9 protein-coding genes are annotated in these 13,027 nt (G+C 63.0%); 6 read left to right on the forward strand and 3 right to left on the reverse strand.

Going from position 1 to position 13,027, the window contains the following annotated elements:
* The first annotated feature begins 177 nt into the window (after window positions 1–177).
* From katG to PP4_RS10800, 3 genes are all read left to right on the forward strand, one after another.
* Entirely contained in the window at window positions 178–2,433 is a 2,256-nt protein-coding gene (gene katG, locus PP4_RS10790; protein WP_016499211.1) for a catalase/peroxidase HPI, read from the forward strand.
* A gap of 255 nt (window positions 2,434–2,688) precedes the next feature.
* A complete protein-coding gene (locus PP4_RS10795; protein WP_016499212.1) occupies window positions 2,689–3,900 on the forward strand; it encodes a M24 family metallopeptidase in 1,212 nt (403 codons plus the stop codon).
* Window positions 3,901–4,081: 181 nt separating this feature from the next.
* Window positions 4,082–5,416 carry an MFS transporter gene (locus tag PP4_RS10800; RefSeq protein ID WP_016499213.1) on the forward strand — a complete coding sequence of 445 codons (1,335 nt, stop codon included), beginning with the start codon at window positions 4,082–4,084 and terminating at the stop codon, window positions 5,414–5,416.
* 67 nt (window positions 5,417–5,483) lie between these two features.
* Here PP4_RS10800 and PP4_RS10805 read toward each other — a convergent pair whose 3' ends face one another.
* Window positions 5,484–6,491, reverse strand: coding sequence for a GlxA family transcriptional regulator (locus PP4_RS10805; protein WP_016499214.1), 1,008 nt, complete (start codon window positions 6,489–6,491; stop codon window positions 5,484–5,486).
* A gap of 180 nt (window positions 6,492–6,671) precedes the next feature.
* Between PP4_RS10805 and pssA the strand changes: the two genes are divergently transcribed.
* A complete protein-coding gene (pssA, locus tag PP4_RS10810) occupies window positions 6,672–8,000 on the forward strand; it encodes a CDP-diacylglycerol--serine O-phosphatidyltransferase (RefSeq protein WP_016499215.1) in 1,329 nt (442 codons plus the stop codon).
* Between the two features lie 48 nt (window positions 8,001–8,048).
* Here pssA and PP4_RS10815 read toward each other — a convergent pair whose 3' ends face one another.
* Window positions 8,049–9,014 carry a DMT family transporter gene (locus PP4_RS10815; protein WP_016499216.1) on the reverse strand — a complete coding sequence of 322 codons (966 nt, stop codon included), beginning with the start codon at window positions 9,012–9,014 and terminating at the stop codon, window positions 8,049–8,051.
* 101 nt (window positions 9,015–9,115) lie between these two features.
* On the opposite strand from PP4_RS10815, the gene PP4_RS10820 reads away from it, so the two are divergent.
* Both PP4_RS10820 and PP4_RS10825 read left to right on the forward strand, forming a co-directional pair.
* Complete coding sequence (locus PP4_RS10820) at window positions 9,116–10,045, forward strand: LysR substrate-binding domain-containing protein (RefSeq protein WP_016499217.1); 930 nt, start codon at window positions 9,116–9,118, stop codon at window positions 10,043–10,045.
* A 165-nt stretch (window positions 10,046–10,210) separates the two neighbouring features.
* Complete coding sequence (locus tag PP4_RS10825) at window positions 10,211–11,356, forward strand: GGDEF domain-containing protein (protein ID WP_016499218.1); 1,146 nt, start codon at window positions 10,211–10,213, stop codon at window positions 11,354–11,356.
* Window positions 11,357–11,513: 157 nt separating this feature from the next.
* On the opposite strand, the gene ppnN is transcribed toward PP4_RS10825, so the two are convergent.
* Window positions 11,514–12,887: a nucleotide 5'-monophosphate nucleosidase PpnN gene (ppnN, locus tag PP4_RS10830; protein ID WP_016499219.1), complete on the reverse strand. Its 1,374-nt coding sequence runs from the start codon at window positions 12,885–12,887 to the stop codon at window positions 11,514–11,516.
* Between the last annotated feature and the right edge of the window lie 140 nt (window positions 12,888–13,027).

Below are 13,027 nucleotides of genomic sequence, written 5' to 3' on the forward strand. Positions count from 1 at the left end.
CAGAGCCAGCCTATCAACCCCTAACAGCCACTCTATTAGAACTCTGCCCAAGCTCGTCTAGTCTTTCCCGTGGCCCCGTGTAGACCTGATGAGGGGTAGCACGAGCCCACACGCTCGGCTGAAAGAACACCTGGCATAGACCGGAAATCTGGATAACCGACCCAAAGGTACCCGCAGATGTCGAACGAATCGAAATGCCCGTTCCATCAAACCGCAGGTGGCGGCACCACCAACCGTGACTGGTGGCCTGACCAGCTCAACCTTCGCATTCTTCACCAGCATTCGTCGAAATCCAGCCCCGATCCGGACTTCGATTATGCCAAGGCGTTCAAGAGCCTCGACTTCCAGGCCCTGAAGCAAGACCTGACCGCCTTGATGACCGACTCGCAGGACTGGTGGCCCGCCGACTTCGGCCACTACGGTCCGTTGTTCATCCGCATGGCCTGGCATAGCGCGGGCACCTACCGCATCGGCGATGGCCGCGGTGGTGCGGGTTCTGGCCAGCAACGTTTCGCCCCTTTGAACAGCTGGCCGGACAACGTCAGCCTCGACAAGGCCCGGCGCCTGCTGTGGCCGATCAAGCAGAAATACGGCAACAAGATTTCCTGGGCCGACCTGATCGTGCTCACCGGTAACGTTGCCCTCGAATCCATGGGCTTCAAGACCTTCGGTTTCTCTGGCGGGCGCGCCGATGTGTGGGAGCCGGACGAAGATGTGTATTGGGGCTCGGAAAAGGTCTGGCTGGGCGGCGATACCCGCTACGGCAAGGAACAGGTCAAGGCCCAGCCGCCAGGCCAGGGTGACCTGGTGGCCGAGCCGGCCAAGCACGGCGAAGAACAGAATCGTGACCTGTCGGCCGAGCGGAACCTGGAAAACCCGCTGGCCGCCGTGCAGATGGGCCTGATCTACGTGAACCCGGAAGGCCCGGAAGGTAACCCCGACCCGGTGGCCTCGGGCAAGGACATCCGTGAAACCTTTGGCCGCATGGCCATGAACGATGAAGAAACCGTGGCGCTGATCGCCGGCGGCCACGCCTTTGGCAAGACCCACGGTGCCGGCCCTGCGGACAACGTCGGCCCCGAGCCGGAAGCTGCGGGCCTTGAGCTGCAGGGCCTGGGTTGGCCCAACAAGTTTGGTACCGGCAAAGGCGGGGATACCATCACCAGCGGCTTGGAAGTGACCTGGACTTCTACCCCGACCAAGTGGAGCAACGAGTATCTCAACAACCTGTTCAACTTTGAGTGGGAATTGACCAAGAGCCCGGCCGGTGCGCACCAGTGGCGGCCGAAAGAGGGCAAAGGCGCAGGCACCGTGCCGGATGCCCACGATCCGGGCAAGAAACACGCACCGTCGATGCTTACTTCCGACCTGGCGCTGCGTTTCGACCCGATCTACGAGCCGATCGCCCGTCGCTTCAAGGACAACCCGGACCAGCTGGCGGATGCCTTTGCCCGTGCCTGGTACAAGCTGATCCACCGCGACATGGGCCCGCTGGCCCGTTACCTGGGCCCGGAAATGCCCAACGAAGAGTTGCTGTGGCAAGACCCGTTGCCCAAGGCAGATCCAGCCACGATCAGCGAGCAAGACATCGCAGATCTCAAGACCAAGATCCTGGCTTCGGGCTTGAGCGTGGGCGAACTGGTCTCCACCGCGTGGGCATCCGCGTCGACTTTCCGTGGCTCCGACAAGCGCGGTGGGGCCAATGGCGCCCGCCTGCGCCTGGCACCGCAGAAGGACTGGGCTGCAAACCAGGGTGTAGATAAAGTGCTGGCGGCGCTGGAAAAGATCCAGGGCGAGTTCAACAACGGCGGCAAGAAGGTTTCTCTGGCCGACCTGATCGTGCTGGCCGGTACCGCAGCCGTTGAAAAAGCCGCCAGGGACGCCGGTTACACGGGCAGCGTAGGGTTCCGCCCGGGCCGCGTCGATGCGTCTCAGGCGCAGACCGATGTCGAGTCGTTTGCCGTGCTGGAGCCGTTGGCCGATGGCTTCCGCAACTTCACCAAGGCCCGCTATAGCGTCAAGGCTGAGAAGCTGCTGCTGGACAAGGCCCAGTTGCTGACGCTGACGGCGCCGGAGCTGACCGTGCTGATTGGCGGCCTGCGCGTGCTGGGCGCCAACCATGGCGGCAGCAAGCAGGGCGTGTTCACCGACAAGCCCGGCACCCTGAGCAACGACTTCTTCCGCAACCTGCTGGACATGGGCGTGGAATGGAAGCCGACCTCGGCGGACAACGAGGCCTTCGAAGGCCGCGACCGCAAGACCGGGCAGGTGAAGTGGAGTGGTAGCCGGGTTGACCTGGTGTTTGGTTCGCATGCCCAGCTGCGGGCGTTGAGCGAGGTGTATGGCAGCAGTGATGGGGGTGACAAGTTCGTGCGGGACTTTGTGGCCGCCTGGCAGAAGGTCATGGAACTGGATCGTTTTGACCTGAAGTAACGGTGTTGCGGGGGGCGCGTTGCGCCCCATTCGCGGGCTTGCCCGCTCCCACAGGTACAGCGCAGCCTCTCAAGGCGGTGAAAATCCTGTGGGAGCGGGCAAGCCCGCGAATGGGCTGCAGAGCAGCCCCTTGGCCCTGGTGATCCCGCCAATTCCAGGTCGGATAGATACAAAAGCGTCCTCGTCGGTTCTGTTGCAATGCTTCTCAGGCGGCCGGCCTGAACAGCGTGCTCACAACGACAAGGAACCCCGACCATGCAAATGCCCAAGACCCTGAAAATCCGCAATGGCGACAAGGTGCAGCCGACCTTTTCGGCGCAGGAATATGCAGCCCGCCACGCCCGGCTGCGGGCCTACATGGCCGAGCAGGACATTGAAGCGGCGATCTTCACGTCGTATCACAACGTCAACTACTACAGCGACTTCCTCTACTGCTCGTTCGGCCGCCCATATGCGCTGGTGATCACCCAGGACAAAGTCGTCTCGATCAGCGCCAATATCGATGGCGGGCAGCCCTGGCGGCGCACGGTCGGCACTGACAACATCGTCTACACCGACTGGCAACGCGACAACTACTTCGTTGCCATCCAGCAGGCGCTGCCGCTGGCCTCGCGCATCGGCGTCGAACACGACCACCTCAACCTGCAGAACCACGCCAAGCTGGCCGCCTGCTACCCCAAAGCCGAGTTGTTGGACATTGGCGCGCCGTGCATGCGCATGCGCATGATCAAGTCGGCTGAGGAGCAGGCGCTGATCCGCCACGGTGCGCAGGTGGCCGACATTGGCGGTGCGGCGGTGGTCGAGGCGCTGCGCGAGCAGGTGCCGGAGTATGAAGTAGCGCTGCATGCCACCCAGGCGATGGTCCGTGAAATTGCCAGGCGCTTCCCCGATGCGGAGCTGATGGACACCTGGACCTGGTTCCAGTCCGGGCTCAATACCGATGGCGCGCACAACCCGGTGACCAGCCGTCGCGTCGGCAAGGGTGAAATCCTTAGCCTCAACTGTTTCCCGATGATCGCTGGCTACTACACCGCGCTGGAGCGCACACTGTTCCTCGACCATTGCCCGGATGAATACCTGCGCCTTTGGCAGGCCAACGTGGAGGTGCACGAGGCTGGGTTGAAACTGGTACGCCCAGGCATGCGCTGCAGCGACATCGCCCGTGAACTGAACGAAATCTTCCTGCGCCACGACCTGCTGCAGTACCGCACCTTTGGCTATGGCCACTCGTTCGGCACCTTGAGCCACTACTACGGCCGCGAAGCGGGGCTGGAGCTGCGCGAAGACATCGACACGGTGCTGGAGCCTGGCATGGTGGTGTCGATCGAACCGATGATCATGCTGCCCGAGGGGCGACCGGGGGCGGGCGGGTACCGCGAGCATGACATCCTGATCGTCAATGACAACGGCGCCGAGAACATCACCAGGTTCCCGTATGGGCCGGAGCACAACATCATTCGCAAATAAAGACCGCAGCTGGCCTCATCGCCGGCAAGCCAGCGCCTGCAGATACTGCACAGCATGCAATGCCTGTGGAGTCCCGTGTGGGGGCTGGCTTGCCGGCGATGAGGCCAACCCGGACAACAAAAATATCACTGTATGACCACCAGACCCTGCCTCCAATTAAAAGAACCAGAGGGTACCCGTCATGTCCAGCACCACACTTGACCCATCCGCCGTCGCCGGTCCCGCACACAACGCCGAACGCCAGGCCCTGCGCAAGGCCGCCCGGGCCAGTTTCATGGGTAACTTCGTCGAGTGGTTCGACTACGCCGCTTACGGCTACCTGGCCACCATCATCGCCGCCACCTTCTTCCCGCAGACCGACAAGACCACCGGCCTGCTGGCAACCTTCGCCGTGTTTGCCCTGTCGTTCCTGGTCCGCCCGCTAGGCGGTATCGTCTGGGGGCACTTTGGCGACCGCCATGGTCGGCGCAACGCACTGTCGTGGTCGATCCTGATCATGTCGGTATCGACCTTCTGCATCGGCCTGCTGCCTGGTTATGCGCAAATCGGTTTGTGGGCGCCGGCGCTGCTGTTGCTGATCCGCCTGGTGCAGGGTTTTTCTGCGTCGGGCGAGTACGCCGGTGCTGCGGCGTTCCTGGCCGAATACGCGCCGGCCGGCCGGCGTGGCCTGTACACCAGTATCGTGCCGGCCAGCACGGCAGCGGGGTTGCTGTTTGGTGCGGCGTTCGTGGCGGTACTGCACGAACTGCTCAGCAGCGAAGCCCTGCATGAATGGGGCTGGCGCCTGCCGTTCCTGCTGGCGGCGCCGTTCGGCCTGGTGGGGCGCTATATCCGCATGAGCCTGCAGGACACGCCCAAGTTCCTGGAGATGGAGCAGCGCCTGGAACACAAGGCCGGCATGGGCCCGACGCCGCTGCGCGAGCTGCTGGGCCAGCACCGCCGCAGCCTGGCCATCGGCATTGGCGTTACTTGCCTGAACGCGGTGGCGTTCTACCTGCTGCTCAGCTACATGCCGACCTACCTGTCCAGTGAAATGGGCATGAGCGAGCGGGATTCATTCATTGCTTCGACAGTATCGCTCGCCACTTATATTGGCTTGATCTTCCTGATGGGGCGGCTGTCCGACCGGTTTGGCCGCAAGACCATGCTGGTGGTGGCTTCGCTGTTGTTCCTGGGGCTGACCGTGCCGTTGTTCCGCCTGCTTGACGGGCAACCGCTGCTGGTCATCCTGGCGATCCAGATTTGCTTCGGGGCGATACTGGCAATGAACGACGGAACCTTGCCGTGCCTGCTGGCCGAGATTTTCCCGACCCGCGTGCGCTTCAGTGGGTTTGCCCTCAGCTTCAATGTGGCCAACGCGCTGTTTGGCGGGACTGCACCGTTCATTGCTACCTGGCTGATTCAGGTGACTGGCAGCAAGCTGGCGCCGGCGGGGTATTTGCTGGCAGCAGCACTGGTGGCACTGGTAGCCATGCTGATGTGTCGGGAGACCGCACATTCCGCCCTGGAGGATTAACTAACCTGTACCGGCCTTTTCGCGGGCATGCCCGCGAAGAGGCCGGTAAAACCAGTAAAAACTTGAATTAATGCAGCGAAGCCTGCCGTCGCTCCCCCAGCGGTGACAAGCCAAAGAACCGGCTGTAACTCTTGGAAAAATGCGCCGGCGAGCTGAACCCGCAGGCCAGCGCCACCTCGCGCACCTGCACATCGCTGCGCAGCAGCAACTCCCGCGCCCGCGACAGCCGCAGCTCCAGGTAATACTGGCTGGGCGTGCGCTGCAGGTACTTGTGGAACAGCCGCTCCAGCTGGCGCACGGTCACCTCGTTGAGGCTGGCAAGCTCCTCGAGCCCCAATGGTTCCTCCAGGTTGGCCTCCATGATCGCCACCACCTGGCTCAGCTTGGGTTGGGCGCTGCCAAGCAGGGTGCGCAGCGGTACCCGCTGGCGATCGCGCTCGCCCCGCACCCGGTCGCACAGCAACAGCTCTGCCGCCTTGGCCGCAATGTCCTGGCCCCCGGGTTCGCGGGCCACCAGTTGCAGCATCATGTCCATGGCTGCCACACCGCCCGAGCAGGTATAACGGTCGCGGTCCAGTTCGAACAGCTGGCTGGAAATGACAATGCCGGGGAAGTGCGCCTGCAATGTCGGCAGGTCTTCCCAGTGGATGGTGCAGCGGTAGCCTTTGAGCAGTTCGGCCTTGGCCAGCAAGTAGCTACCGGTGCAGATACCGCCCAATGGCAGGTGCTGGCGGGCCAGCTTGCGCAACCAGTCGATCAGCGGGCGGCTGCTACGGCCACGGTCGATCGGGTTGGCGCCGACCACCAGCAACGTGTCCAGCTCCGGAGCGTTGGCGATGCTGTAGTCGGGCAGTACCCGCATGCCGTTGCTGGCGACCACGGGTGCCTCGTCTGCGGCAATCAGCACGCTGCGAAACAGAGGCTTGCGCGCGGCCAGGTTGGCCATGCGCAGGGTTTCCACCGCCGACGCCAGGCCGATGGTGGTGAAATTGGGCAAAATCAGAAAGCCGAAGGTCTTTACGGAACAACTCTTTACAATAGACGGCGACAGGTTTGTAGAAGCGGGGTGGACCATTGCGCTGTTCCTGTGCAAGCTGAGGCAGAGTTCGTCAGGGGCAGAAAGAAATACAGCCTCGCGTGGTTCTTGTTGTTATAGGTCGTTGCCGGGTTGATCTTACACCCCGGGCGCAGCGGCCAGGAATGGCCCCGCCGGCTGGCAGGGCCGACAGTGATTGCACAGAGAAGGTGATCGTTCGTGAACCCCGAATCCATGCTGGCGGCATTGCCAGGCTACGCCATATCGCCCGAGTCGATCCAGGTGCTGCCCGATGCCAAGGCATACCGCGCCTGCCTGCTCGAGCGCATCCGCACCGCGACCCGGCGCATCGTCATCGTCGCACTGTACCTGCAGGAAGACGAGGCCGGCCAGGAAGTGCTGGATGCCTTGTACCAGGCCAAGGCCGAGCGGCCAGGCCTGGAAATCACCATCGTGGTCGACTGGTTCCGTGCCCGCCGTGGTCTGCTGGGGGGCGGGCGCCAGCCGGGTAACGCTGCCTGGTATCAGGCCCAGCGCCAGTTGCGCGGGCTGGATATCGTCATTCACGGGGTACCGGTGCAGACCCGCGAGCTGTTCGGCGTGCTGCACTTGAAGGGCAGCATCATCGACGATTGCGTGATCTACACCGGCGCCAGCCTGAACAACGTCTACCTGCACCGCTTCGACCGCTATCGCCTGGACCGCTACCACCTGTTCCAGTCGCCGGGGCTTGCCGACGCCATGGTCGACCTGGTACAGCGCCTGTTGCACCACACCGCTACACCACGCCTCGACTTGCCTGCACAACCTGCCACCCGCAGCCTGCGCGGCGATATCCGGCGCTTGCGAGCGCGGTTGCGGCGCATGGCCTACGAGGCACCAGCCAGCGTGGCAGGGCAGGGGTTGCGGGTGATTCCGCTGCTGGGCGTGGGCCGTGGCAACCCGTTGAACCGGGCAATGTGCGCCCTGTTGGCGGCGGCGCGCACGCAACTCATCATCAGTACGCCGTATTTCAACCCGCCGCGTGTGGTCATGCGCGAGCTTGACCATGCGCTGGAGCGGGGGGTGCACGTCGAGCTGATCGTCGGTGACCGCACGGCCAACGACTTCTATATCGCCCCGGGTGAGCCGTTCAGTGCCAGTGGCGCCTTGCCTTATCTGTACGAAGACAACCTGCGTGCCTTCGCCCGACGCCGCCATGCGGCGATTGCCAGCGGCCAGCTACAAGTGCGGATCTGGAACGATCCCGGGCATACCTTCCATGCCAAGGGCGTGTGGGCCGACCAGCGCTATTCGCTGCTGACCGGGAACAACCTGAACCCGCGCGGGTTCAACCTGGACCTGGAAAACGGCCTGCTGATCGATGACCCGCAAGGGCAATGGCTGGCGCCACGGGAAGCGGAGCTGACCGAGCTACGCCGGCATGCGCCGAAGATTGCCTCGGCAGAGGCCTTGGGGGTGAAGGCCGAACACCCCAAGGAAGTACGCAAGCTTCTGCGGCGGTTGCGTTTTAGCCGGTTGGAGCCGTTGATCAAGCGGGTGCTCTGATGATTTGTCGGGTGCGCTCTTCGCAGGAGCGTCCCGGCAAGGCCGCTCCTACAGAGAACGTGCCGGTTCGGTCGCTGTGGCTATCTCGGCTTTCTTCTTGCTTTGCGGCTTGAGCCGCGACACTGCAAACAGCACCACTGCCAGCCCGATGACCTGGTACAGCGAAATCTCTTCACTCAAGAGTGCCCATGACGCCAACACCGTCAGCACCGGCCCCAGGTTGCCCACTGCCGCAGTGTGAGTCGGCCCGAGCCGCTGGATTGCCAGCGCCACCCAGTAGATCGGCAATACCGTGGAAAACACCGCCATCAACCCGGCGTTGGCCCACACCGCGCCCGGCAACTGCCACAGCTGCCCGACCGGTGCCACCAGCAGGTAATGCGCCAGCACCATCAGCGACGACGCGGTGCCGCACAGCCCGGCCAGGCGCATCGAGCCCATCCGCTTGAGCATCATCCCGGTGCCGGAATAATACAGCGCGTAGGTCACCGCACTGGCGAACACCCACAGCGAGCCCAGCACCACCTGTTGGCCAACCCCGGCGACACTGACGTCGTGGACGAAGGCGATGCCCAGCCCCAGGTAGCACAGGCCCATGGCCGACAAGGTGCGCAGGCTTGGCCGCTCACGCAGGGCGATGGCCTGGAACACCAGCACCAGCGTCGGGTAGGTGAACAGGATCAGCCGCTCGAGCCCGGCGCTGATGTACTGCAAACCATAAAAGTCGAAAAGGCTGGCCAGGTAATAACCCAGCAGCCCAAGCAAGCACACACGCAAACCGTCGCCCAGTTTGAGCGGGGCGCTGCCTTGGCTACGGCTGGCCCATACCAGCCAGGCGAACAACGGTAGCGCCAGCCCCATGCGCATCGCCAGCAGGCTGATGGCGTCCACCGGCCCGGCAGCGTACGCGAGCTTGACGAAAATCGCCTTGAAGCTGAAGCCCAGGGCGGCCAGCACGGCGTACAAGGCGCCGCTCTGCATCTGGCGTTGGATCAGGCTGCGTAATGCGTTCATGGAGTACCCGAAGCAGAAGAATGACAGGGCTTATTCTGAACAGAAGGCGGCTAAGCTAGAATCGCTTTTAATCGAACAGGGTGTTCGCTTTTGGAGAAGTCATGCCATTCGACCTGACTGACCTGCGCCTGCTGCTGGCCATCGCTGCCACAGGCAGCCTGAGCAAGGCGGCTGCCACCTTTCCGGTGGCCGTATCGGCCGCCAGTAATCGCCTGCGCCTGCTGGAAGAGCGCTGCGGGCTGGCGCTGTTCATCCGTAATGCCGCTGGCATGCAGCTAACGCCATCCGGGCGACTGGTGCTCGAGGGCGCGCGAACCGTCCTCGCTGAGGCGCAAAAGCTGCAGGGCACCTTGAAAGAGCTGTCTGGTGAGCACCGCATCACCTTGCGCCTGGCGGCTTCCACCGTGACCAACAGCACATTGCTGCCCGCCGTGTTGGGGCCGTTCCTGGCGGACTACCCGGAAGTCGACCTGCAGCTGGTCGAGCACAAGAGCGTGGATGTGCTGCGGGTAGTGGTGGCCAACGAATGCGAGATCGGTGTGTATGACGGCATCCTGAACAGTGAGGGCGTGGTATCGCTGCCGTTTCGCACCGAGCGCCTGGTGATGCTGGTGCCTGCCGGTCATCCACTGGCCGGGCGCGAGCAGCTACGCCTGGTCGACGCCTTGGGCTTTGCGTTCATCTGCCTCCCGGGTGAGCGGCCGATGCAGCGTTTTGTCGAGGAAATGGCGATGAAGCTGGCCATGCCCCTGAAGGTTCGGGTGCGTGCACCGAGTTTCGAGGCGATCGCTCAGTTGGTGGCACAGCGTGCAGGGGTGGCAATGCTGCCTGAAACAGCGGCCCTTCGCGCCGAACAGGAGCTGCCGGTGCGCAGGGTGGCCCTGGCCGAAAGCTGGGCCACCCTGGAGCTTCGCCTGTGCTTCCGTGACTGGGAGCAATTGAGCTCGCATGGGCGGCAACTGGTGAGTTTTCTCTCCGGGCTTGAGGGGGGCGAGACCACTGCGATTTCTGTAGTGAACACTGTGCCTTGATGTCAAAATGATATTGCTGGCATGCCTCTATCTACAGGGGCTGGGCTATCATTTGCAGTCAACCGTGCAAGGCCCCTCTGAAAAGTCATCACGAGCGCATACAATCGGGCCTTTTCCTCGTTAACCAGATAGGCCAATGCGTATATGGCGCTAGATCCACCCACGATGCTGACCATCTCGGTCGCCCTGGCAGCGGCGGCTGCCCTGTACCTGGCGATTGAGTGGCGCAGTGTCCGCGAAACCTCACTGCTGTTCTGGAGTGCCGGTTTTGCCACTATTACTGTCGGTTGTATCCTGGCCTTGTTGCGCGGGGTCGGGTTGTTGTTCATCGGCATCTGGTTCGCCAACGGTTTGCTGGTGGTGGCACACTGTTTTTTCCTGATGGGCGTACTGCGCTTTACCCAGGACCGCTTGTCGCGGGCCTGGCTGATGATTGTGGTGGTCTGGTTCGCCTTGCTGTTGTTGCCCGTAGGGCCGCAGTGGTCGAAGGTGATGCTGATGGTCAACTCGTTGCTGGTGGCGGCATTGACGCTGAAGGCCAGCTTCCTGTTGCGGCCCCACGGCAAGTCGCTGAGTGTCGGGGCCGTGCAGCTGCGTTATGTACTGCTGGTTCACGGGCTGTTCTATGTGGCCAAGGCGGTCATTGCGATCACGCCGGGAACGTTGATTGACCTGGCCACCTTTGGCGGGATGATCATTCAGATTTCCCTGGTCGAGGGGGCGATGGCGATCATGCTGATTGCCTTGTCGATGACCGGCACAGTGCGCTATCGGCGCGAGGAGCGGATTGCCCGGCTGGCAGCCCGCGACCCGTTGACCGCGCTGTACAACCGGCGAGCGCTGGAGGTACGGGCAGGGCATTTCTTCAAGGACGTCAGCCCGGCGCAGCCCGGGGCGTTGCTGCTGATCGACATCGACAACTTCAAGCTGGTCAACGACCTGCACGGGCATATCGCCGGGGACCGGTTGCTGATTGCCCTGAGCGAGATGATTCGTACGGTGCTACCCGAGCGCGCGCTGGCCGCGCGGTTGGGCGGCGATGAGTTCGTCATCTTGTTGAGCGGGGCGAGTAGCGAGCGGGTCATGGAGCTGGGTGGGTTTTTGCGTGAGCAATTTCAGCAGTATGCCAGCAAGACCGTGCCTACGCCGCACGCGGTTACCTTGAGCATCGGCGTGAACCTGTTCGACCAGCCGCCGGCGAGCCTGGCGGCGTTGATCGAGCAGGGGGATGTGGCCTTGTACCAGTCCAAACGCAGTGGGCGCGATAGCATTCGGTTTGTTGAGCGGCCGATGGCTGACCTCAACCAATAGACTAATGGGGCTGCTGCGCAGCCCATCGCCGGCACGCCAGCTCCCACAAGTACTGCGCAGACCTTCAGTATTGCGCGGGCCCTGTGGGAGCTGGCTTGCCGGCGATGGGCCGCGAAGCGGCCCCAATAGCCTGGGATGACTGTTCAGGCAGCGGGTGTCAGGTTACTACCTGGTAGCACGGCACATACGCTGCGCCGCCGGGCAGTTTCATGCGGTGCTGGTCGACGAAGGCCTGTAGCAGCCGGCCCAGGGGGTCCAGTACAGCGCTGTCGCCGTGGATCTGATACGGCCCGTGTTCCTCGATCAGGCGGATGCCTTTGTCCTTGACGTTCCCGGCAACGATGCCCGAAAAAGCCCGGCGCAGGTTGGCAGCCAGTTCATGGGGTGGCAGCTCGCGGCGCAGGTCCAGCTCGGCCATGGCCTGGTGGGTCGGGTCGAACGGGCGCTGGAAGCTCTCTTCGATCTTCAGCAGCCAGTTGAAGTGGAAGGCGTCGTTGCGCTCACGGCGGAACTGCTTGACCTCCTTGAGCCCTTCGACCATGTGCCGGGCAACTTCGGCCGGGTCATCAATGATGATTTCGTACAAGCAGTGCGCCGCCTCGCCCAGGGTGGCGCCGACGAAGGCATGCAATTGTTGCAGGTAAGGCTCGGCGCTGCGCGGGCCGGTGAGCACCACCGGGAACGGCACGTCGTGGTTGTCCGGGTGCATGAGGATGCCCAGCAGGTAGAGGAACTCCTCGGCCGTGCCGGCACCGCCGGGGAAGATAATGATGCCGTGACCGACACGCACGAAGGCTTCCAGGCGTTTCTCGATGTCCGGCAGGATCACCAGCTCGTTGACGATCGGGTTGGGCGCCTCGGCGGCGATGATGCCCGGCTCGGTCAGGCCCAGGTAGCGGCTGCCATGCATGCGCTGCTTGGCGTGGGCGATGGTGGCGCCTTTCATCGGCCCCTTCATCACGCCAGGGCCGCAGCCGGTGCACACGTCCAGCTTGCGCAGGCCCAGTTCGTGGCCGACCTTCTTGGTGTACTGGTATTCCTCGGTGCTGATCGAGTGGCCGCCCCAGCACACCACCATCTTCGGCTCCACACCCGGGCGCAGGGTGCGCGCGTTGCGCAGCAGGTGGAACACGTAATCGGTGATGCCCTGGGAGCTTTCCAGGTCGATGCGCTGGCTGGCCAGCTCGCTCTCGGTGTAGACGATGTCGCGCAGGGCGCTGAACAGCATTTCACGGGTGCTGGCGATCATTTCGCCATCGACGAAGGCGTCGGCCGGGGCATTCAGCAGCTCCAGACGCACGCCGCGGTCCTGTTGGTGGATTTTAACCTCGAAGTCCTTGTAGGCCTCGAGGATAGTCTTGGCATTGTCGACATGGGCGCCGGTGTTGAGGATGGCCAGGGCGCACTGGCGGAACAGGGTGTAAAGGCTACCGGTACCGACTTCACTCAGTTGCTGCACTTCACGTTGTGACAGCGTTTCCAGGCTGCCTTTGGGGCTGACGGATGCATTGATGACATTGCGTTGAGGCATCTAAGTCTTTCCTGTGCGGGTAAAACATCCTTCTTTGACAACACCATACCGAGAAATGTGGACGGCAACGAGGGGGCTGGTGAAAAACCTTGAGACCGGTTTGGCTTCTTCGCGAGCTTGCCCGCCCTCACAGGTACAGT

Origin of the sequence: Pseudomonas putida NBRC 14164 (genome assembly GCF_000412675.1) — a bacterium.
GTDB classification, from domain to species: Bacteria; Pseudomonadota; Gammaproteobacteria; order Pseudomonadales; family Pseudomonadaceae; genus Aquipseudomonas; species Aquipseudomonas putida.